Annotated in this window: 21 protein-coding genes; 6 read left to right on the top strand and 15 right to left on the bottom strand. The window is 72.3% G+C overall.

Annotated elements, in window-relative coordinates; all coding sequences use genetic code 11:
• The first annotated feature begins 180 nt into the window (after positions 1-180).
• The gene (locus tag P3T34_RS35510) at positions 181-1872 is read left to right on the top strand and encodes an MFS transporter (protein ID WP_280670307.1); all 1692 of its coding nucleotides are present in this window, start codon (positions 181-183) and stop codon (positions 1870-1872) included.
• Between the two features lie 45 nt (positions 1873-1917).
• Here the strand turns inward: P3T34_RS35510 and P3T34_RS35505 are convergent, their stop codons facing one another.
• Genes P3T34_RS35505 through P3T34_RS35480 form a run of 6 tightly spaced genes read right to left on the bottom strand, consistent with a single transcriptional unit; the run spans position 1918 to position 6473 of the window.
• Positions 1918-2715, bottom strand: coding sequence for an urease accessory protein UreD (locus P3T34_RS35505; RefSeq protein ID WP_280670305.1), 798 nt, complete (start codon positions 2713-2715; stop codon positions 1918-1920).
• A complete protein-coding gene (ureG, locus tag P3T34_RS35500) occupies positions 2700-3368 on the bottom strand; it encodes an urease accessory protein UreG (RefSeq protein ID WP_280672586.1) in 669 nt (222 codons plus the stop codon). Before ureG ends, P3T34_RS35505 begins: the two co-directional genes overlap by 16 nt.
• Before the next feature lie 52 nt (positions 3369-3420).
• On the bottom strand, positions 3421-4095 hold the full coding sequence (locus P3T34_RS35495) for an urease accessory UreF family protein (protein ID WP_280670303.1): 675 nt from the start codon (positions 4093-4095) through the stop codon (positions 3421-3423).
• A complete protein-coding gene (locus P3T34_RS35490) occupies positions 4092-5819 on the bottom strand; it encodes an urease subunit alpha (protein WP_280672585.1) in 1728 nt (575 codons plus the stop codon). Before P3T34_RS35490 ends, P3T34_RS35495 begins: the two co-directional genes overlap by 4 nt.
• 28 nt (positions 5820-5847) lie before the next feature.
• Complete coding sequence (locus tag P3T34_RS35485) at positions 5848-6159, bottom strand: urease subunit beta (protein ID WP_280670301.1); 312 nt, start codon at positions 6157-6159, stop codon at positions 5848-5850.
• Between the two features lie 11 nt (positions 6160-6170).
• Entirely contained in the window at positions 6171-6473 is a 303-nt protein-coding gene (locus tag P3T34_RS35480; protein ID WP_280670291.1) for an urease subunit gamma, read from the bottom strand.
• Between the two features lie 265 nt (positions 6474-6738).
• Here P3T34_RS35480 and P3T34_RS35475 point away from each other — a divergent pair, with 265 nt between their 5' ends.
• Together P3T34_RS35475 and katG are read left to right on the top strand one after the other, a co-directional pair.
• Positions 6739-7401, top strand: a complete 663-nt coding sequence (locus P3T34_RS35475; RefSeq protein WP_280670289.1) for a phosphoribosyltransferase — start codon at positions 6739-6741, stop codon at positions 7399-7401.
• Between the two features lie 97 nt (positions 7402-7498).
• The gene (gene katG / locus P3T34_RS35470) at positions 7499-9733 is read left to right on the top strand and encodes a catalase/peroxidase HPI (RefSeq protein WP_280670287.1); all 2235 of its coding nucleotides are present in this window, start codon (positions 7499-7501) and stop codon (positions 9731-9733) included.
• A 139-nt stretch (positions 9734-9872) separates the two neighbouring features.
• Here the strand turns inward: katG and P3T34_RS35465 are convergent, their stop codons facing one another.
• The 3 genes from P3T34_RS35465 to P3T34_RS35455 all read right to left on the bottom strand — a co-directional run bounded on the left by P3T34_RS35465 (position 9873) and on the right by P3T34_RS35455 (position 11791).
• On the bottom strand, positions 9873-10529 hold the full coding sequence (locus P3T34_RS35465; RefSeq protein ID WP_280670285.1) for an NAD(P)H-binding protein: 657 nt from the start codon (positions 10527-10529) through the stop codon (positions 9873-9875).
• Between the two features lie 81 nt (positions 10530-10610).
• Positions 10611-11525, bottom strand: coding sequence for a terpene synthase family protein (locus tag P3T34_RS35460; protein ID WP_280670283.1), 915 nt, complete (start codon positions 11523-11525; stop codon positions 10611-10613).
• A gap of 56 nt (positions 11526-11581) precedes the next feature.
• Positions 11582-11791 carry a hypothetical protein gene (locus tag P3T34_RS35455; protein WP_280670282.1) on the bottom strand — a complete coding sequence of 70 codons (210 nt, stop codon included), beginning with the start codon at positions 11789-11791 and terminating at the stop codon, positions 11582-11584.
• A 213-nt stretch (positions 11792-12004) separates the two neighbouring features.
• On the opposite strand from P3T34_RS35455, the gene P3T34_RS35450 reads away from it, so the two are divergent.
• On the top strand, positions 12005-13285 hold the full coding sequence (locus P3T34_RS35450) for a transcriptional regulator (protein ID WP_280670280.1): 1281 nt from the start codon (positions 12005-12007) through the stop codon (positions 13283-13285).
• Here P3T34_RS35450 and P3T34_RS35445 read toward each other — a convergent pair.
• Positions 13266-13928, bottom strand: coding sequence for an HAD family hydrolase (locus P3T34_RS35445; protein WP_280670278.1), 663 nt, complete (start codon positions 13926-13928; stop codon positions 13266-13268). The two genes, P3T34_RS35450 and P3T34_RS35445, sit on opposite strands and share 20 nt — an antisense overlap.
• A 50-nt stretch (positions 13929-13978) precedes the next feature.
• On the opposite strand from P3T34_RS35445, the gene P3T34_RS35440 reads away from it, so the two are divergent.
• Entirely contained in the window at positions 13979-14419 is a 441-nt protein-coding gene (locus P3T34_RS35440) for a CYTH domain-containing protein (RefSeq protein ID WP_280670276.1), read from the top strand.
• 30 nt (positions 14420-14449) lie between these two features.
• Here P3T34_RS35440 and P3T34_RS35435 read toward each other — a convergent pair whose 3' ends face one another.
• Positions 14450-15094: an HAD-IIIA family hydrolase gene (locus P3T34_RS35435; protein WP_280670274.1), complete on the bottom strand. Its 645-nt coding sequence runs from the start codon at positions 15092-15094 to the stop codon at positions 14450-14452.
• Between the two features lie 122 nt (positions 15095-15216).
• On the bottom strand, positions 15217-15822 hold the full coding sequence (locus tag P3T34_RS35430; protein WP_280670272.1) for a helix-turn-helix domain-containing protein: 606 nt from the start codon (positions 15820-15822) through the stop codon (positions 15217-15219).
• Between the two features lie 104 nt (positions 15823-15926).
• On the opposite strand from P3T34_RS35430, the gene P3T34_RS35425 reads away from it, so the two are divergent.
• Complete coding sequence (locus P3T34_RS35425) at positions 15927-16364, top strand: nuclear transport factor 2 family protein (protein WP_280670270.1); 438 nt, start codon at positions 15927-15929, stop codon at positions 16362-16364.
• Between the two features lie 18 nt (positions 16365-16382).
• On the opposite strand, the gene meaB is transcribed toward P3T34_RS35425, so the two are convergent.
• The 3 genes from meaB to mutA are packed head-to-tail and all read right to left on the bottom strand — an operon-like array spanning position 16383 to position 21464.
• Entirely contained in the window at positions 16383-17375 is a 993-nt protein-coding gene (gene meaB, locus P3T34_RS35420; RefSeq protein WP_280670268.1) for a methylmalonyl Co-A mutase-associated GTPase MeaB, read from the bottom strand.
• 4 nt (positions 17376-17379) lie between these two features.
• Positions 17380-19581 carry a methylmalonyl-CoA mutase gene (scpA, locus tag P3T34_RS35415; protein ID WP_280670266.1) on the bottom strand — a complete coding sequence of 734 codons (2202 nt, stop codon included), beginning with the start codon at positions 19579-19581 and terminating at the stop codon, positions 17380-17382.
• Entirely contained in the window at positions 19581-21464 is a 1884-nt protein-coding gene (gene mutA / locus P3T34_RS35410; RefSeq protein WP_280670264.1) for a methylmalonyl-CoA mutase small subunit, read from the bottom strand. The genes scpA and mutA overlap by 1 nt, the downstream gene beginning before the upstream one ends.
• Positions 21465-21531 lie beyond the last annotated feature (67 nt).

Genomic DNA, 21531 nt, shown 5'->3' with positions numbered 1-21531 from the left:
CCGGCCCGGGTGGAGGGTGACACCCGATCAGCGGTGCCAGGGGCCTGCGGCAAGATCGCGGGGCCCGGTTATCCTGGCACCCACCCGTTGCTTCGGTCCGGCCTGCTCGGCACCGTGACTCCCTGTCGAGGACTCCATGACCCCTGCCCTCCGAGCGGCCACGACCATCGGGGCGAGGGGTTGAGCAGCCTCGTCAGTCCGATCGGGACCGGTTCGAACCGCACGGGGGCGTGGTCCCGGCAGGCCCGCGCCGCGCTGCACCGGCCGGTGGTCGCCGCTACCCTGCTGGCCCTGGTCCTGCACCTGCTGTGGGCGCTGTTCCTGGCGAGGAACGCCGGTGACCTGGCGGCGCAGTACGCGTGGACCGACTTCATCCGCAAGAACCCCGACTCCAGCTACAACCTGTCCTGGTACGGCGGGATGTACACGGTCTCGTACAGCGTCCTGTCGCCCTATGTGATGGGCCTGCTGGGCGTGCGCACCACCGGCGTCATCGCGGGCACGCTGACCGCGGCGCTGGCCGCCCGGCTGCTGGAGCGCTCGCCGCTGTCGCGGCCGATGGCGCCCGCGCTCTGGACGGCGTTCGCGATGTGGTGCAACGCCGCGTCAGGGCGGGTGACCTTCGCGCTCGGCTGTGCGGCGGGCCTGGCGGCGGTCATGCTGCTGTTCCCCGAGGCGCCGCGGCGGGCCGGGCGGACCGCCGCGGTCGCCGCCCTCGCCACGCTGGCCACCCTGAGCAGTCCGGTGGCCGGGCTGTTCCTCGGGGTGGCCGCCGCCGCGCTGTTCCTGACAGGCCGACGGCGGGAGTCCTACGCCCTGGTGCTCGGCCCGATCCTGGTGATCGCCGGCACCTCGCTGCTCTTCCCCTTCTACGGTGTGCAGCCCTTCGACTGGTACGTCGCCCTGCCGATCGCGGCCGCCTCCGCCCTGCTCGCGGCGCTGATGCCGCGCCAGTGGCGGGTGATGCGGCTCGGCGCGGCCGTGTACGCGGTGGGCGTGCTGCTCACCTGGATGGTGCCCTCGCCGATCGGCAGCAATGTCGAGCGCCTGCTGCTGCTGTTCGGCGGCGCGGCGCTGCTGGCCGCCGTCCTCGATCCCGGGACGCACCCGGCCGGCGCGACCGGGTGGGGGGCCGCGCTGAGCGGTTGGCGGCGCGTCACGCTCGGCGTCGTGTTCCTCGCGGTCGCCGGGTGGCAGATCGCCACACCCGTCGGCGACCTGATCAGCACCGTGCCGGCCCCGGCGTCGGCGCTGCCGGCCGCGTCGATCGTCAGCGAGCTGCACCGGGTCGGCGCCGACCGGGGCCGCATCGAGGTGGTCCCGCTGCGCAGCCACTGGGAGTCCTCCGCGCTCGCGCCGTACGTCGACCTCGCGCGCGGCTGGAACCGCCAGGCCGACGTCAGCCGCAACCCGCTCTTCTACACCGACACGCCCCTGAGTCCGGCGGCGTACCACGCCTGGCTCCAGCGCTGGGGCGTCGGCTATGTGCTGCTCCCGCCGGACCGGCCGGACGACGCCGCGGTGGACGAGGCCCACATCGTCGCGGCCGGCTACCCGTGGCTGAGCCTCGTCTGGGGCGACGAGAACTGGCGGCTCTACCGCGTCACCGACGCGACGCCGCTGGTCGCGGCGCCCGCCACCGTCACGCAGGCCACGGCGGCCGCGCTGACCCTGGAGGTCCCGTACGCCGGGCCGGTGCTGCTGCGGATCCCGTGGTCGCCGTGGCTGGGCGTCCGGGGCTCCGACCAGGCCAGCCGCGGCTGCCTGGCCGAGTCCGGCGGCTGGACCATGCTGTACGCCCCCGAGCCCGGCACCTACCAGGTGGCCGGCCGCTACAGCCTCAACCCCAGCAGCCCCTGCGCGCACGGCTGACGGGCCCTGGGCCCGGTGACCGCGGTGGCCGCGGTGGCCGGCGGGTCAGGGCGCGACCGAGGGCTGCGGCGGCGCGGCGAGCAGTCGGCGCAGCGCCAGCCCGTCGGGGGCGACGGCGGTCAGCAGGTGGGCGGTGGCGCTCGGGCCGGGGAGGGTGAGCAGGGCGCAGTCACCGCCGGCGGGTTCGGGCGGCGGTTCAAGCGGCGGTAGGCCGACGGTGAGGAGCTGGCCGGCCGCACGGTGGGCGGCCAGCACGGCGGGGCCGTCCCAGCCCGGGGCGCCGGGGCCGAGGTCGGTGCACTGGTCCAGGATCAGCTGACCGGCCCGGCGGACGGTCAGCCGTGAGGTGAGGCGCCCCGGCACGCCGTGGACGGTCCAGTCGTGGCGCCGCCCTAGGATCTGCTCCTCCCGGTAGCGCAGTCGGGCGCCGGCGGCCAGGGTGATCCGGGTGGTCAGCAGCAGGTGGCTGCCGGCCGCCGCGACCACCGGCTCGGGCAGCCACTCCAGCAGCGCGCCCGCCGCCACCGTCAGGTCGACGTGGTAGCTCGCGGGCCCAGGGCGCGGTCCTGGCAGGCTGACGGTGGCCGCCACCGAGGTGACCCGCAGCCACGCGCCGGCCGCCACCTCGGCCGCCAGCGCGATCCGGTCGCCGCCCAGCGGCCCCGCCATCGCCCCGACCAGCGCCACCTCCGCCGGCACGGCGGCCCCCGGCGCTCGCGGCCCGCGCAGCCGGCGCAGCGCCAGCGGGCCGGCGCCCGCCAGGACCGGCAGCACCGTGACGCCGCGCCCGTCCAGCGCCGCCAGGATCCGGGCGGGCGCCGGCGGCGTCAGTGCGAGCGCCACGCGCCGAGCCGTCCCCGGACCCAGCGGGTGATCGGCTCGACCCCGTCCGGCTGGACCAACGAGCAGAACACCGTGGGCAGTTCGCCGCGCTGCAACTCGGCGTCGCGGGCCATCACCGCCAGGTCCGCGCCGACCAGCGGCGCCAGATCGGTCTTGTTGATCACCAGCAGATCCGAAGTCGACACCCCCGGACCGCCCTTGCGCGGAATCTTGTCGCCGCCCGCGACATCGATGACGAAGATCTGCGCGTCCACCAGGCCCCGGCTGAAGGTCGCGGTCAGGTTGTCGCCGCCGGACTCCAGCAGCACCAGGTCCAGCGGTCCGACGGCGGCCTCCAGCTCCTCCACCGCCTCGAGGTTGGCCGAGATGTCGTCCCGGATCGCGGTGTGCGGACAGCAGCCGGTCTCCACGGCGGTGATCCGCTCGGGTGGCAGCACCGCGTGGCGCAGCAGGAATTCGGCGTCCTCGGTGGTGTAGATGTCGTTGGTCACCACGGCCAGTGACAGCTCGGCGCGCAGTGCCCGGCAGAGCGCGGCGACGGTCGCCGTCTTGCCCGAGCCGACCGGTCCGCCCAGTCCGATCCGCAGGGCCCGGCGGCCGCCACCGGGCGCCGGTGCTGCAGCGGGAGCCGGCCCGGCGGCGGGAACTGGCACGGCGGTGAGAACTGGCACGGCGGTGGGAACGCCGAACTGGTCGGTGGGATGGTCACGATGCAAAGAGTCTCCCCTTCCAGGAGTGCTGCCGCTCGGCATAGAGGTCGAGCAGCGGGGCGGACGCGGCCGGGAGCAGCTCGCCGTCCTGTTGTCGGACCGCCTCGGCGGCCGCCTCGGTGGCCGCGCCCGCCACCGCGTCGACCTCGGGTGCGAGCCGGGCCAGTACGGCGATCACCTGGTAGGGGTCGAGGCCCAGCAGGCGGGTGCAGGCGGCGGCCGGGCCGTTGACGCTCTCGTGCGCGGCCGTGAGCGCCGCCTCACCGGGGGCGAGGCGGGCCGCGCGGGCCGCCCAGCCGAGCACCACGCTCTGGTGCGCGCCGCCCGGGTGGGCGGCGGCCAGCCGGTCCAGCGCCGGATCGGGCCAGCAGGCCCGGGCGGCGCGCAGGAGTTGGCGCCCCAGCCGGCGGCTGGTGGCGCGCAGCGCGGGCGACGGCGTCCGGGCGTCGGCGGCCTCGTCGAGGGCGGCCGGGTCGAAGCCGTCGGCGGCCGCCGCCGCGAGGCCGGCCGAGGTCAGGCCCGCGGTGTGCAGCCGCCCGGTCAGGAAGGCCGCCAGGTCGGCGGCGTCCCGGACGGCGCCGGCCCGGACCGCCGCCTCCGCGCCGCCCGAGTGGGCGTGGCCGCCGGCCGGGAACCGTCCGTCCGCGAGCAGCAGCAGGGTGCTGTTCAAAAGAGGAAGTACCGCTGGGCGAGCGGCAGTTCGGTGGCGGGAGCGGCGGTGACCGGCTCGCCGTCGATGGTCACCGTGAAGCTGTCCGGGTCGACCCGGACCTCGGGGCGCGCGGTGTTGTTGACCATCTGCTCCTTGGTGACGGCGCGGGTGCTGCGCACCGGGGTGAACGCCTTGTCCAGGCCCAGGCGTTCGGGCAGGTGGTCGTCGATCGCCTGCTGCGCCGTGAAGTTGACGGAGTTGAGCGCCGGAGCGCGCCCCTTGGCGCCGAACATCGGCCGGGGAAGGCGCGGTTGGGGGGTGGGGATGGAGGCGTTGGCGTCCCCCATCTGGGCCCAGGCGATCTGCCCGCCCTTGATCACCAGATCGGGCTTGACGCCGAAGAAGGCCGGCGTCCAGAGCACCAGGTCGGCCAGTTTGCCCGGTTCGACCGAGCCGATCTCATGGTCCATCCCTTGGGCGACCGCGGGGTTGATGGTGTACTTGGCGACATAGCGGCGGGCCCGCTGGTTGTCGGCCCGCCCGTCGCCGGGCAGCGCCCCGCGCCGGGCCTTGAGGCAGTGCGCGGTCTGCCAGGTGCGGCTGATCACCTCGCCGATCCGGCCCATCGCCTGCGAGTCCGAGCTGATGATCGAGATCGCGCCCAGGTCGTGCAGGACGTCCTCGGCGGCGATCGTGCTGGGGCGGATCCGCGACTCGGCGAAGGCCAGGTCCTCGGGGACCGAGGGGCTCAGATGGTGGCAGACCATCAGCATGTCGAGGTGCTCGTCGACCGTGTTGACGGTGTGCGGCCGGGTCGGATTGGTCGAGCTGGGAAGGATGTTGAGCTCGGAGACGATGCTGATGATGTCGGGCGCGTGGCCGCCGCCGGCCCCCTCGGTGTGGTACGCGTGCACGCCGCGTCCGGCGATGGCGGCGAGCGTGTCGGCGACGAAGCCGGCCTCGTTGAGCGTGTCGGTGTGCAGGGCGAGCTGTGCGCCGCTCTGCTCGCAGACCCGCAGGCAGGCGTCGATTGCCGCGGGCGTCGCACCCCAGTCCTCATGGATCTTGAAGCCGACCGCTCCGCCCCTCAACTGGGCATGCAGGGCTGCTTCGTTGACCGTGTTGCCCTTGCCGGTCAGCCCGATGTTCAGCGGGGTCGCGTCCAGCGCGGCGAACATCCTGGCCAGGTGCCAGCCGCCAGGGGTGATGGTGGTGGCCTTGCTGCCCTCGGCCGGACCGGTACCGCCGCCGACCAGCGTGGTGAGCCCGGAGGAGAGTGCCTCCTCGGCCAACTGCGGGGCGATGAAGTGCACATGGGTGTCGATGCCGCCCGCGGTGAGGATCCGCCCGTTGCCCGCGATCACCTCGGTCTCCGGGCCGATCACCAGCGCGGGGTGCACGCCGTCCATGGTCTCGGGGTTGCCGGCCTTGCCGAGCGCGCTGATCCGCCCGTCGCGGATGCCGATGTCGGCCTTGACGATCCCCCAGTGGTCGAGCACCACGGCGCCGGTGATCACCGTGTCGGGCGCGCCGTCGGCCCGGCTCGCCCGGCTCTGGCCCATCGACTCGCGGATCATCTTGCCGCCGCCGAAGACCGCCTCGTCGCCGCCGGCACAGCGGTCCTCCTCGATCTCGATCAGCAGGTTGGTGTCGGCGAGCCTGATCCGGTCACCGGCGGTGGGCCCGTAGAGCTCGCCGTAGCGTTCGCGGGTGACGATCAGGCCGCGCCTCGGCTCGGCCATCCCAGCCATGTCGGCCCCGTCAGCAATCTCAGCCATCGAGTGCTCCCGCGGTCTCGCCGCGCAGCCCGAACACCTCGCGCCGGCCACCGAGCGGGACCAGTTCGACCTCCATCGGGATCCCCGGCTCGAAGCGCACCGCGGTGCCCGCCGGGATGTTCAGCCGGCGGCCGCGGGCGGCCGCCCGGTCGAACTCCAGCCCCGGATTGGCCTCGGCGAAGTGGTAGTGCGAGCCGACCTGCACCGGCCGGTCCGCGCCGTTCAGCACCCGCAGCGCGGTGACCGGCCGGTCGGCGTTGAGCATAATATCGCCCTCGCCGTACAGGACTTGACCTGGCATCACAGGATCTGGCGTCACAGGATCGGCCCGTGGACGGTGACCAGCTTGGTGCCGTCCGGGAAGGTCGCCTCGACCTGGACGTCCGGGATCATCTCGGGGATGCCGTCCATCACGTCCGCGCGGCTGAGCACCCGGCGGCCGGAGTCCATCAGCTCGGCCACCGTCCGGCCGTCCCGGGCGCCTTCCAGCAGGTGCGAGGTGATCAGGGCGACCGCCTCGGGGTGGTTGAGCCGCAGCCCGCGGGCCCGCCGGGAGCGGGCGACGTCGGCGGCGACGTGGATCAGCAGGCGTTCCTGCTCATGGGGAGTGAGCCTCATCTGCGCGCACCTCGCGGGGAGTTCAGCGGGCGCGGACACAGCGCTGTGCCGCGGTCGTGGCCGCAACCGTAGCGGACCTCCGGCCCGCTGGGGAGACCGCCGTGACGTGTCGGTCGGCGCGCGCGGCCGGGCGCCGCGAGCCTTCGGCGGCCCACCTGCCACGACGGCCTGTAGTGGAGCACGCACAGGGCGTGCGTCCTGCCTTCGCACGCCCCTGGCACGCCCGGTGGTGGCACGCTGGAGAGCGTGGCAGGCGGTGAAAGCGATGACGGTGTTTCGTGACTGGCTGGTGTTCCGCGACCGTCGGGACGCCGGGCAGCAGCTCGGCGCCCGGGTGGCCGGCTGGGGAGCCGACGATCCGGTGGTGGTCGGCCTGCCGCGCGGCGGCGTCCCGGTGGCGTACGAGGTGGCCCAGGCGCTCGGCGCGCCGCTGGACATCCTGGTGGTGCGCAAGATCGGCGCGCCCGGGCAGCCTGAGCTGGCGCTGGGCGCCGTCGGCGAGGGCGGCATCCGGCTCTACAACCACGACATCGTGGACGCCCTCGGCATCACCGCCGACCACCTCGACCGGCTGACCGAGGCCGTCAGCGCCGAGGTGGCCGAACGCACCACGCTGCTGCGCGGGTCGCTGCCGCCGCTGGAGCTGTCCGGGCGCGCGGTGATCCTGGTGGACGACGGCATCGCCACCGGAGCGACCGTCCGCGCGGCGATGGCGGTGCTGCGCCGGCGCGAGGTGAGCGAGCTGCTGCTCGCGGTGCCGGTGACCGCGCCCGAGGCGCTGCGGGTCCTCGGCCCACTGGCGGACGACCTGGTCTGCCTGAGCGCGCCGCCCTCGTTCCAGGCAGTCGGACAGTTCTACCGAGACTTCGACCAGACCAGCGACCAGGAGGTCCGGCGGCTACTCGGCGTGCCCGAGGGCGCGGCGTAGCGGTTGTGGGACCGGCCGGCCGGTGATTCAGTCGGTGCCGACAGCACCACCCGCAGTTCCTTAAGCATCATGATCCGCCAGGTCCGGAAGGATTCTCATGCCTGAGAACCATGACGCAATCGTCGTAGACGCCAAGACCGAGGGCGGAGGCGGCTGCCCTGTCGCGCACGCGCGCGCCCCACACCCGACTCAGGGCGGCGGAAACCGCCAGTGGTGGCCCGAACGGCTCAATCTGAAGATCCTCGCCAAGAACCCCGCCGTGGCCAACCCCCTCGGTGAGGGGTTCGACTACGCCGAGGCATTCAAGACCCTCGACCTCCCTGCGGTGAAGCGGGACATCGCGGAGGCGCTGACCACCTCGCAGGACTGGTGGCCCGCCGACTTCGGCCACTACGGCCCGCTCATCATCCGGATGGCGTGGCACAGTGCGGGCACCTACCGGATCAGCGACGGCCGCGGTGGTGCCGGGGCCGGCCAGCAGCGCTTCGCTCCCCTCAACAGTTGGCCGGACAACGCAAGCCTGGACAAGGCCCGTCGCCTGCTGTGGCCGGTCAAGAAGAAGTACGGCCGGAGCCTCTCGTGGGCCGACCTGATGATTCTCGCCGGCAACGTCGCCCTGGAGTCGATGGGCTTCAAGACCTTCGGCTTCGGCGGCGGCCGTGCGGACGTCTGGGAGCCCGACGAGGATGTCTACTGGGGTCCCGAGACCACCTGGCTCGACGACGAGCGCTACACCGGCGACCGCGAGCTGGAGGAACCCCTCGGCGCGGTCCAGATGGGCCTCATCTACGTCAACCCCCAGGGCCCGAACGGCAACCCGGACCCGCTCGCTGCGGCCCGCGACATCCGCGAGACGTTCCGCCGGATGGCGATGGACGATGAAGAGACGGTCGCCCTGATCGCGGGCGGTCACACCTTCGGCAAGACCCACGGCGCGGGGCCGGCGGAGAGCGTCGGCCCCGACCCCGAGGCCGCCCCGATCGAGCAGCAGGGCCTCGGCTGGAAGAGCTCCTTCGGCACCGGCAAGGGCGACGACGCGATCACCAGCGGTCTCGAGGGCGTCTGGACGAATACCCCGACCACGTGGGACAACAGTTTCTTCGACATTCTGTTCGGCTATGAGTGGGAGCTGTTCCAGAGCCCCGCCGGTGCGTACCAGTACCGGCCGAAGGACGGCGCCGGGGCCGGCACCGTGCCCGACGCCCACGACGCGTCCAAGAGCCACGCCCCGACCATGCTGACGACCGACCTCTCGCTCCGGGTCGACCCGGTGTACGAGCCGATCTCCCGGCGTTTCCACGAGAACCCGGCCGAGTTCGCCGACGCCTTCGCCCGGGCCTGGTTCAAGCTGACCCACCGCGACATGGGCCCGGTCGTGCGCTACCTCGGCCCGGAGGTCCCGGCCGAGCCGCTGCTGTGGCAGGACCCGCTGCCCGCGGTGACGCACGCACTCGTCGACGCCGAGGACATCGCCTCCCTCAAGAGCCGGGTTCTCGCCTCGGAACTGTCGGTGTCCCAGCTCGTGTCCGCCGCGTGGGCGTCGGCCTCGACCTGCCGCCGCGGCAGCGACAAGCGGGGCGGTGCCAACGGCGCGCGCATCCGCCTCCAGCCGCAGAGCGGGTGGGAGGTCAACGACCCCGACCAGTTGACGATGGTGCTGCGCACCCTGACGGGTATCCAGGAGGCCTTCAACGCGTCCCGGACCGGTGGCACGCAGATCTCGCTCGCCGACCTGATCGTGCTGGCCGGTGCTGCCGCCGTCGAGCAGGCCGCCAAGGAGGCCGGCTTCGACGTCGAGGTCCCCTTTGCACCGGGTCGCGTGGACGCGTCGCAGGAGCAGACCGACGTGGAGTCGTTCGCCGCGCTCGAGCCGACCGCCGACGGGTTCCGCAACTACCTCGGGAAGGGCAACCGCCTGCCGGCCGAGTACCTGCTGATCGACCGGGCGAACCTGCTGACCCTGAGCGCCCCCGAGCTGACGGTCCTCATCGGTGGCCTCCGAGTCCTCGGCGCGAACCACCAGCAGTCGCCGCTCGGCGTCTTCACCGCAAGCCCTGGTTCTCTGACCAACGACTTCTTCGTCAACCTGCTCGACCTGGGCACGACGTGGAAGGCTACATCCGAGGACGCGAACACGTTCGAGGGTCGCGACGCGGCCACGGGCGAGCTCAGGTGGACCGGCAGCCGTGTCGACCTCGTCTTCGGGTCGAACTCCGAGCTGCGCGCGCTGGCGGAGGTCTACGCGAGCGATGACGCGAAAGAGAAGTTCGTGAACGATTTCGTCGCGGCGTGGGACAAGGTGATGAACCTCGACCGGTTCGACCTCGCCTGATCGTGACGTCCAGGTCGGCCCGCGCTGCCCGACCTGGACGTCCTCAGTCCGAAGGGCCTCGACATGGCAGCCCGGATGTAGCCGGCCATCTGCTCGCAGAGCTGCTGGACGTCGGAGTAGTGCGGATTGGTCAGAAGACTCAGATGGCAGCGAGCGCTTCGGCCACGGTGTGCGGGCCGGAGAGCAGTTCCAGGGTGCGGCCGACGGCCGGGGCGGGGTCGGCCAGCAGGGCGGCCAGCACGGCGGCGACGTCCTGGCGGGGGACGGCGCCACGGCCGGTGGACTCGGCCAGCCGGACCAGCCCGGTGCCAGGGTCGTCGGTGAGCCGGCCCGGGCGTAGTACGGTCCAGTCGAGGGCGCGGCGGGCGCGCAGGTCGTCGTCGGCGGCTCCCTTGGCGCGTAGGTAGGCGCCGAAGACCGGGTCGGCGCCGTCGGGCGCGGCGGCGTCGGCACCCATCGAGGAGACCATCACGTAGCGTCGCACGCCCGCCCGTTCGGCCGCGTCCGCGAGCAGGACGGCCGCCGCGCGGTCGACGGTGTCCTTGCGCTCGGCCCCGCTGCCCGCGCCCGCGCCGGCCGCGAAGACCACGGCGTCGGCACCGGCCAGCACCGCGGCGACGGCGTCCAGGCCGGCCGACTCCAGATCCAGCACCACCGGCTCGGCGCCGAGCTCACGCAACTCCTCGGCCTGCTCGGCCCGCCGGATCAACCCGACCGCCCGGTCCCCCCGTTCGGCGAGCAACCGCTCCAGCCGCAACCCGATCTGCCCGTGTCCACCCGCGATGACGATACGCATGACGCCCACGGTAGCGGGGTGGCACGCCGCCACCGGGGAGCACCGCGTTGTGCGTTCGCTGCGTCATCCACCGTCACCTGCTCAGTGGCGGCCGATGACGGTCCGGCGCAGCTGGTGCGCGACCGCGTCCCGGCCCTCCGGCGTGGGCGGTGCGTAGCGGGTGCTGGCGGAGGTCCATTCGCGCAGCGCGTGCCGGAACGCGTCGAGGTGCATCGCGAACCGGGCGGTGTCCTCGATCAGGCCGTCCCGCGCTGCCGATAGGCGCGCCTCGTCGGAGTACTCCCGCAGCGCGCAGCGCAGCCACCAGAACCGCCGCTCCTCCGCGTGCAGTTGCTCGCGCACTTTGTCCCGGGCGACAGTGGGTGGCAGGCCCTCGCTACGGGCCAGCGCATCCAGCGCGGTGAACCTGTCGCCCGAGCCCGCCGCCAAATCGTTGGCCAGATACCCGCACGCCGAGAACGCGGCCAAAAAGGACTGCACCAGCGGACTGCACCAGTCCGGCGTGACCACCTGCTGCGCCAACTCCGTCCACATCGCGGCCAGCACCATCCCGCCATCAGGAGGCCGGATGCTCATGTATTCCCGCAGCGTCGGCACTCGACCCGGCTGCACGAAATCGACCAACTTCCCGTGCGCCGCCTCGATCCAAGCGACCATATGGCCCTGGTACCGGTCCCACCAGTCCCCCGGCATGACCTGCCGCGTCCGCTCCACCAGATCAGCGAGCGCCCGCACGACCGGGTGATCGTCCGCATCGACCGGCTCACTCCCCTCCACCGTGTCAACCAGCCGCTCAACGAACCCACCCACGTCCAGCGGCGCCGCCTCCCGCAACTCCACGTCGAGCACATCGTCCAGCCGCCACGTCAACAACGCCCACTGCACCGCCAGTTGCAACGGAGCCCCCGAAGCCCCCGGCCACGCCCGCAGACACAACCCGACATACCCATGCCCGAGATAGACGTCCGGGTCCGAATGAAGCCCGTGCTCCACCATCCACGTCCGCGCGCCCACATATACATCCGTGTGCCGCCGATCCGTCAAGGTCCCCATCAGGACCCCTCCCCGGCGCGGGCGGTGCGACGGGCCTTCACACACGGGGTGCAGCGGACGATGGTGGTGTCCTGCACGACGCCAGAGTTCACAGGAGTGGTGATGGTCTCGCCACGGTGCAATGGACCGTCGGCGGTGCCGCAGTCGAAGCACTGCTCTCCGCTGAGCTGCGCCGCAGTGAGTTGGCCGGGTGGGACGGTTTCGGGCATCCTGAACCTCATATCGCTATCCGTCGCTGAGCGAGTACCGAACGTCGCTGCCGACCTCGTTATCGTCGACCCCAGTGAGGACCTCCTCAAGGCCGCCAAGAGGACTCTTATAGGACTCCTTAAGGACGTCAGAGAGATTCCTGAGCCATCAAAGTCCCTTAAAAGGCCGCTCTGCCAGTACCGTTGAGGAAACGCCCGGCCCCTGGAGTCCACGTGCCTCGACCCAACGGCAACACCGCACTCAAAGCCGCCCGGCAAGCCGCCGGGCTCTCCTCACAGCAGGCATTCGCCGATGCCCTGAGCACCGCAGGCCGCCAACTCGGAATGGGGGAAGTCGTCGTGAGCCTCCGTCAGATCCGCCGCTGGGAATCCGACACGCCCCCGTGGCCCCAGGACGACTACCAGCGGCTCCTTACCCAGGTGCTCAATCTGCCGGTCGAGGAGCTCGGGTTCTGCGCACCCTGGGAGCGCGGTAGCAGCACGCCTTCGTCGGCGGCGCCCATCGCCGTCCGGCCCAGCGGCAGTCCGACCGCCCTGCGGGCAGCGCTGCCCCGGCCATCGCAGAGCTCTCCCGTTCAACCAGCCACCATCGGCGCGGACTTCGCGATAGTGACGGAGGCTCACCGGCGCCTCTACTGGAGCGTCGCGCCAGCCACCCTCGTCCAGGCCGTCAGCGAGCACGCCAACTTGGGTACCGCGCTGCTCGGCGAAACGTCCGGCGTCGCCCGCCGCATCCTCGCCTCCGCGCTCGCCGAGACGCTGCTGCTCGCGGCGCGGATCCAATTCTTCGACCTCCGGCAGCCCGACCAGGCCGACGCGACGCTCGTCCGCGCACTCCAGGCCGCAGGCGAGGCTGACGACACGCTGCTCGGCTCCGCCGTCCTCGGACACGCCGCGTTCATCCCAGCCTGGGTCGGCCGGCGAGACGACGCCGCCGAACGGATGGCAGCGGCCCGCACCTACGCCCGGCGCGGCCCGGCGTCCGCAGAGCTACTCGCGTGGCTGGACGCCACCGAAGCGGAATGCCTCACCCGCTGCGGGGACCACCGCAGTGCGCTCGCGTTGCTGCACCGCGCGGAGGACACCCTGACGGTCGGCAACGCCAACCAGTCCCCGGACTGGCTGACCTGGTTCAGTCCGGTCCGGCTCGCCGCGTTCAGGGGGCACACCGAGCTGACCGCCGGGCACCTTCCGCAGGCACGTGCCACCCTGGAGACCGTCCTCCAGGCCCTGGAACACAGCGACGGCAAGCAGCGAGTCGTTGTCCTCGGCGACCTTGCCGCAGTCGAGGCAGCCAGCGGCCATCCCGAAGCGGCGTGCGCCCTCCTGGAGCGGGCTCTCGACCAGCTCTCGGCTACCTGGTACGCCACCGGCATGGACCGGGTTCGGGAGGCACGCCGTGCGCTGGCGCCGTGGCAGGATCTGGCCGCCGTGCAGCAGGTCGATGATCGCCTGTACAGCTGGTCGGCTACCCTCAGCTCGCTTCAGCGTTGAACTTGGCGATCAGCTCCGGCAGTTCGTCCAGGGAGTCGATCCGGAACGTGGCCTGCTCGGCGGTCGGCTCCTGCTGCTGGATCCAGCCCCACGGACCGCGTCGGATCAGAGCGGTGCGCATCCCGGCGGCAACGGCCGGCAGGACGTCGTTGTCGAGCCGGTCCCCGACGTACAGGATCTCGCCCGGGGCGGCGGGTGTGACCTCGGCGACCCGCTCGAAGAAGAGCAGATCCGGCTTGCTAGCGCCCCAGTCGTCGGACGTGCCGATCAGGTCGACGTCGCCAGTGAACAGCTCGCGCAGGATCTTGCCGGCGCGGACGGTCTGGTTGCCGGCGATGGCCAGCCACAGGCCGGCGGCCCGGAGCCGGGCGAGCGCCGGCCGCACGTCCGAGTAGAGGTCGTCCTCGCCGAAGGTCTCCGGCTTGCCGGCTGCGGCGCGCCGCTCGCGCTCCTCGTAAAGGTCGAAGCCGGGGCGGAAGATCTGGAACGTCTCACGGTAGTCGCGCCCCTCGGCGATGACGGCCCCGAACTGGGCGACGAAGGTATGCCGGGGCACGCCGAGCCAGTCGGCCCAACTCCCGTACTCCCGGGTCTCGTCCACCAGGCACTCGCCGACATCGAACACCACAGCCTTGATCGTCATGACGGCAGCGTAACCGGGCCCAACGAGGGTTGTCAGCGCTGCCCTCTTCGATGTGCCACCGACCACCTCGCCGCCCGGACTGCCACCGAGGCATACGCTGCAGCCGTCAGCGCGACCGGTACCCGCACCTTTCTGACGTACAAGGGGCTCGGGCCGATGGAGGCTTCCGGGTCAAGCCGGAGCACGAGACACAGGTCGAAGACGCCGACGCTGCGCACGCGATCCTCCGAGGCCTCGGGTACGCGCCGACCATCGCATTCGAGAAGCGGTGCCGCAACTACTCGTTCCAGCTGGACGGGCGCGACTTCCTGGCCACGCTCGTCCAGGTCCCGCAGAGCCAGGGGACCTTCATCGAGCTGGAGACCCAGACAGAGCAGGAGGAGCCGGCGGAAGCGCTCGGCGCGGTGCAGGCCGTCCTGGCCGCGCTCGGGATCGGCGAGAGTGACCTGACGACCGAGCAGTACACCGACGCGGTCGCTGCGACTCGCTGAGCTGAGTGAAACGCGCACCGCACTGGCGAGTCAGGTTGCGACGGCCAGCTCGGCCAGTTCGGTCAGGGAGTTGACGTTCCAGTCGGCGGCCTGAGCTTCGTGGTGGTCGGCCAGGAGGTGCCCGATCGGGCCGCGGCGGAGATGTGCGGCGCGCAGGCCGGCGGCGCGAGCGGGGGTGATGTCGTTCTGCGGGTGATCGCCGACGTACACGATCTCGTGGCGCTCGGCGGGGGCCCAAGCGGCGACCCGCTCAAAGAAGTCGGCGGAGGGCTTGGCGACACCCCATTCGGCGGAGGTGGCGATTGCGTCCGCGGGCAGCCGCAGGTCGCGCAGGAGTTGATTGACGCGTGCGTTCTGGTTTCCGGCGATGCCGACCCAGATCCCGGCGTCGCGCAGGCGTTGGAGGGCCGGCCGTACGTCGGGGTAGAGGTCGCTCTCGTCGAGGTGTTCGTCGCGGCCGGCGGCCCGGCGGGCGTCCCATTCGGCGGGGACATCGCAGCCGGGTCGGATGAGCCGGATCGCTTCCGCATTGTCGAGGCCCTGCGCGACGACGGCGCCGACGAGCGCGGACATGGTGTGCGGGGGAACGCCGAGCCAGTGGGCCCAGTCCGCCCAGTAGCGGGTGTCGGAGGTGAGCGTTTCTCCGATGTCGAACACGGCTGCCCTGATGGCCATGGCGTCAGCGTAACCGGGCCTGACGAGGGCTGTCAGCGCCGCCTCCAAGGATCGCGGCGTACCCGACGGCCCCGAGGGAGGCGTCATCCAGCCGCTTGGCCTCCGTCCTATGTCCTGGCGGGTCAGCTCTGGGGGTGTGCGGCTGGGGCGTTGGGGCGCAGGCAGTCGAAGACGAGGGCTGCGAGGCGGTCGGGGCGGGCCGTGTCGGCACGTTGGCGCTGAGCGGTGAGGGCGGCCAGGACGATCGCCTGCACATCGGCGGCGTCCACGTCGGTCCTCACCACGTTGGCCCGCTGGGCCCGTTCCAGTAGCGCCGCGAAGATCTCCCGCAGGTCAGCGGCCGCCTGCACGGTCGCGCTCCCCAGGTTCGTCCCTGCGTCGGCGATCGCATCAGCGAGGTCCTGCTTGGCGTGGGCTTCGCTGGTCATCCGGATCAGGAAGGCAAAGAACGCCGATCCGGCGTCGCCGGCCTCGTCGACCTCGTCGGCTTGCAGAGCGGCGCGCGCGTCGCGAGTGAGCTGTTCGAGGTGCTCGATGACGACGGCCTCGAAGAGCGCCTCCTTGGTCGGGAAATGGCGGTGGACCGTGCCCGGCCCGACCTCGGCCCGGCGGGCGATCTCGTCCAGTGGCACGCCGATCCCCTCGGCGGCGAAGGCGTGTCGCGCCGCCTGCAGGATCCGTTCCCTGTTTCGCCGTGCGTCGGCTCGCAGCGGTCGCTCGGTGCTCAACTGTCCTCCCGTGTGAGGTTCTGGCCCTCAAGACAACCGGGGCGTGCGCCCCGTATAGTCGTAACCGGGGTTGCCGCCCCGCTTTCTCTCATGAGGAGTGTCCCATGCCTGCTGCCACCTCACGCGAGGTCGTCGACCGTCTCCTTCGCCTCACCTCCAACGGGCCCTCCGAGGAGATGGCCGACCTGTTCTCCGAGGACGCCGTCTTCGAGATGCCGTTCCTGCCCCCGGGCGCACCGCAGCAGGAGGCGGGGCGCGAAGCGTTCCGGGCCCATCTCCGGGGGGCCGTCGGACTGCAGGAGTTCGACTCTGTGGACAGCATCCAGATCCACGAGACGGCCGACCCGGAAGTCGTCGTCGCCGAGTACCGGCTCCACGGCCGGGTCGTCGCCACCGGGAAGCGCTTCGCCTTCGACATCGTCATGATCGGCCGGGTCCGCGGCGGGCTGATCGTCTGGTCGCGCACCTACTCGAACCCGCTCGACGGCGCGATCGCCTTCGACAGGGTCCATGGCCTTCTCACGGGGCTGACCGCCGCGTAGCTGTCAGGAGCTGGGCTGTCAGGACGTGGGCAGGCGGAAGCTCGCCAGGATGCGGTCGGCGGCCAGCGTGGCGGTCAGGGTACCTTCGCGGACCTGGTGTTCGAGGTCGGGGACGATGCGGCGGACCTCGGGGTGGGCGTGCAGCTGGGAGAGCAGCTGGTCGTGCACCATCGCCCAGGTCCAGTCGACCTGCTGGTCGCGGCGCTTGGCGGCCAGCGCGCCGGTCGCGTCCAGGATCTGCCGGTGCTGCTGCAGGCGCTCCCAGAGCACGTCGAGGTCGGTGCCGTCGCGGCCGCTGCAGGTCAGCACCGGCGGGGTCCAGACGGCGTCCGGTGCCTGCATCAGCCGTAGCGCGCCCGCCAGTTCGCGGGCGGCGGCGCGCGCCTCGGGCTCGTGGGCGCCGTCCGCCTTGTTGACGGCGATCAGGTCGGCGAGCTCCAGGACGCCCTTCTTGATGCCCTGCAGCTGGTCGCCGGTGCGGGCCAGGGTCAGCAGCAGAAAGGAGTCGACCATGCCCGCGACGGTGGTCTCGGACTGCCCGACGCCGACCGTCTCCACCAGCACCACGTCATAGCCGGCCGCCTCCATCACCACCATGCTCTCGCGGGTGGCCCGGGCGACCCCGCCGAGCGTGCCGGAGGTGGGCGACGGCCGGACGAACGCGGCCGGGTCCACCGCGAGGCGCTCCATCCGGGTCTTGTCGCCCAGGATGGAGCCGCCGGTGCGGCTGGAGGACGGGTCGACGGCGAGCACCGCGACCCGGTGGCCGCGGCCGGTGAGCAGGGTGCCCAGCGCGTCGATGAAGGTGGACTTGCCCACCCCGGGGACGCCGGTGATGCCGACCCGGACGGCCTTGCCCGAGTGCGGCAGCAGCTGGATCAGCAGCCGCTGGGCGAGCTCCTTGTGGTCCGCCCGGGTGGACTCGACCAGGGTGATCGCCCGCGCGATGTAGGCGCGGGAGCCGCCGAGTACGCCCGTGACGTAAGCGTCGAGGTCGATCGCCTTGGCCATCGGGTCACAACTCGTGGCCGAGCGACGCGGCGAGCGTCTTCAGCAGGTCGTAGGCGGCGTCCGGGATCACCGTGCCGGGCGGGAAGACGGCGGCCGCGCCGGCCTCGTAGAGGGCCTCGAAGTCCTGCGGGGGGATCACCCCGCCGACCACGATGGTGATGTCCTCGCGTCCCGCCGCGGCCAGTTCGGCGCGCAGCGCGGGCACCAGCGTCAGGTGGCCGGCCGCCAGCGAGGAGACGCCGACGATGTGCACGTCGGCCTCCACCGCCTGCATGGCCACCTCGGCGGGGGTCTGGAAGAGCGCGCCCACGTCGACGGTGAAACCGAGGTCGGCGAAGGCGGTGGCGATCACCTTCTGGCCGCGGTCGTGGCCGTCCTGGCCCATCTTGGCCACCAGGATGCGCGGACGGCGGCCCTCGGCCTCCTCAAAGGCCTCGACCAGGTCCCGGGTCTTCTGCACGGCGCTGGACGCTCCCGCCTCGTCGCGATACACACCGGAGATGGTACGGATCTGGCCGGAGTGGCGGCCGTAGACCGCCTCCAGCGCGTCCGAGATCTCGCCGACCGTCGCCTTGGCGCGGGCCGCGTCGACGGCGAGCGCCAGCAGGTTGCCCTCCAGCGTGCCGCCCGGCTGCGCGCCGGCCTCGGCGGAGGCGGTCAGCGCACGCAGCGCCGCCTGGCAGGCCTCCTCGTCACGCTCGGCGCGCAGCCGGCGCAGCTTCTCGATCTGCTGGGTGCGCACCGAGGAGTTGTCGACCGCGCGGACCTCGATCTGCTCGTCGGTGGCGACCCGGTACTTGTTGACGCCGATCACCGGCTGACGGCCGGAGTCGATCCGGGCCTGGGTGCGGGCCGCGGCCTCCTCGATGCGCAGCTTGGGGATGCCCGCGTCGATGGCCTTGGCCATGCCGCCGGCCTCCTCGACCTCCTGGATGTGCTGCCAGGCGCGCGCGGCGAGGTCGTGGGTGAGCTTCTCGACGTACGCGCTGCCGCCCCAGGGGTCGATCACCCGGCAGGTGCCGGACTCCTGCTGGAGCAGCAGCTGGGTGTTGCGGGCGATCCGGGCGGAGAAGTCGGTGGGCAGCGCGAGCGCCTCGTCCAGCGCGTTGGTGTGCAGCGACTGGGTGTGGCCCTGGGTGGCGGCCATCGCCTCCACGCAGGTGCGGGCGACGTTGTTGAAGACGTCCTGGGCGGTCAGCGACCAGCCGGAGGTCTGCGAATGGGTGCGCAGCGAAAGCGACTTGGGGTTCTTCGGCGCGAACTCCTTGACCAGCTTGGCCCAGAGCAGCCGGGCCGCGCGCAACTTGGCGATCTCCATGAAGTAGTTCATGCCGATCGCCCAGAAGAACGAGAGCCGGGGCGCGAAGGTGTCCACGTCCATACCGGCCGCGAGACCGGCCCGCAGGTACTCCACGCCGTCCGCCAGCGTGTAGGCGAGCTCCAGGTCGGCGGTGGCTCCGGCCTCCTGGATGTGGTAGCCGGAGATGGAGATGGAGTTGTAGCGCGGCATCTTCTGCGAGGTGTACGCGAAGATGTCGGAGATGATCCGCATCGAGGGCTGCGGCGGGTAGATGTAGGTGTTGCGGACCATGAACTCCTTGAGGATGTCGTTCTGGATGGTCCCGGCCAACTTCTCGGGCGGCACGCCCTGTTCCTCGGCGGCCACGATGTAGAGGGCCAGCACCGGCAGCACGGCGCCGTTCATGGTCATCGACACCGACATCTTGTCCAGCGGGATGCCGTCGAAGAGCTGGCGCATGTCGTAGATCGAGTCGATGGCCACCCCGGCCATGCCGACGTCGCCGGTGACCCGGGGGTGGTCGCTGTCGTAGCCGCGGTGGGTGGGCAGGTCGAAGGCGACCGAGAGGCCCTTCTGACCGGCCGCCAGGTTGCGGCGGTAGAACGCGTTGGACTCCTCGGCGGTGGAGAAGCCGGCGTACTGGCGGACCGTCCAGGGCTGGTTGACGTACATCGTCGGGTACGGGCCGCGCAGGTACGGCGCGATGCCGGGGTAGGTCGACAGGAAGTCGACGCCGGCCAGGTCCTCGGCGGTGTAGAGCGGCTTGACGGCGATGCCCTCGGGGGTCTCCCAGAGCTGCTCGTCGACGTCCTTGCCGGTGGCCTGCTGCCAGCCCGCCCGCCACTGCTCGGAGCCGGCGGCGCTTTCGGCACCGTCGAGGTCGACCTCGGTGAAGTCGGGGATCATCACAGCGCTCCGATCTCGTCGAGGACCGAGGTGAGGACGGCGACCACGTCGCTGCCCACGAAGACGAACTCGTCCACCCCTGCCCGTTGGTAGGCCTCCCGCTGCTCGCCCGGCCGGCCCGCGAGCAGCACCGTGCGGGCGCCGGCGGCCTTCAGCGCGGCGGCCACCGCCTCGGCCTGCTCGCCGTACAGCCGGTCGCTGGAGCAGAGGCAGGCCACCGTCGCGCCACTGGCCGTGAAGGCCTCGGCGAGTGCCTGGGCGTCGTCCGCCTGGCCGAGCACCGTCTCGATGCCGCCGGCCTGGAAGAAGTTGGCGGCGAAGGAGGAGCGCCCGGCGTGCACGGCGGCCGGGCCGATGGCGGCCAGGAAGAGCCGGGGGCGCTCCCCCGTCCGGGCCAGGCGGGCGTCGGAGCGGGTGCGCAGCGCCTCGAAGGCCTCCGAGCGGCGCACCCGCGGCAGGCCGCCGGCCGGCGGCGCGGGGGCCGGTTCGCGGACCACCGGCAGCTCGGCGAGGTTGGGGAACTCGCTGACGCCGGTGATGGGTTCGCGGCGGTGCGCGAGGTCGGCCGAGCGCTGCGCCCAGGTGTCGGCGATCCGCTCGCCCACCAGGCCCGAGCGCAGTGCAGCCAGCTGGCCGCCGGCCCGCTCGATCTCCTGGAAGAAGGCCCAGGCGGCCTGCGCGAGCTCGTCGGTGAGCTGCTCGACGTACCAGGAGCCGCCGGCCGGGTCGATCACCCGGGCCAGGTGCGACTCCTCGAGGAGGATCGACTGGGTGTTGCGGGCGACCCGCCGGGCGAAGGCGTCCGGCAGGCCGAAGGCGCTGTCGAACGGGAGGACGGTGACCGCCTCCGCGCCGCCCAGGCCCGCCGCCAGGCAGGCGATGGTGGTGCGCAGCATGTTCACCCACGGGTCACGCTCGGTCATCATCACCGAGGAGGTGACCGCGTGCTGGCGCTGCGCCGCCGCGCCGGAGGTGGCGCCGCTGACCTCGGCCACCCGGGCCCAGAGCCGGCGGGCGGCGCGCAGCTTGGCGATGGTGAGGAACTGGTCGGCGGTGGCCGCGTAGCGGAACTCCAGCTGGGCGGCGGCCGCGTCGACCGACAGGCCGGCGGCGGTCAGCTCGCGCAGGTAGGCGACGGCGGTGGCCAGCGAGCAGCCGAGCTCCTGGGCGGTCGACGCGCCGGCGTCGTGGTAGGCGAGCGCGTCCACGGTCAGCGCGCGCACCCCGGGGTGGTCGCGGTGGCAGCGCACGGCCAGCGCGGCCGCGTCGGCGAGGTGGCGGGCGGTGTCGCCGTCCTGGCCGGTACGGGCGAGCAGGCCCAGCGGGTCCGCGCCGAGGTTGCCCGAGGCGGCGTCGGCCGGCACCTGGCGCTCGGCGTAGACGGCGAACAACTGGTCAGCGGCGGCGACGAATTCGGCGCCCGGGTCGAGGACGACGGGGGCCAGGTCGAGATAGACGCCCTGCAGTGCCTGCGGCAGCGCGGCGATCGGCAGGCCGGCCTCGCCGACGGTCAGCCAGAGCGAGGCGACGCCGTTCTCCAGGTCCGCGAGGATCGCCTCGTTGGCGCGCTTGGGGTCCGGCTGCGCGTGCTGCTGGCGCACGTCCCACCCGGCGACCGCCGAGCCCTGCGGCCGGCTGCCGCGCAGATACGGGGCGAAACCGGGGTAGCCGGGATCGCCGGCCGCGTCCTCGGCGGTGTACAGCGGACGGACGCGCAGCCCGTCCTCGACCTCGGTGGCGAGTGCCTCCTCGGCCAGTGCACCTTCGACGTTCTGCGTCAGACCTGACTTGCGCAGAACGCCTTCGACAAGCCGCTGCCATTGCTCACGGGTCGCATCCGGGAACTCGGCGGCCAGGGGGAGCCCTTCGGGCGGGACCGTCATGAGGGAAGGTTAGAGCTGACGGGCCCGTGACAGGAGATCAAACCGGTGTGACCTTTCCCTCTCTGCA

Origin of the sequence: Kitasatospora sp. MAP12-44, from assembly GCF_029892095.1 — a bacterium.
In the GTDB taxonomy this organism is placed as follows: domain Bacteria; phylum Actinomycetota; class Actinomycetes; order Streptomycetales; family Streptomycetaceae; genus Kitasatospora.
This window is presented reverse-complemented; position numbering and strand designations above follow the sequence as displayed.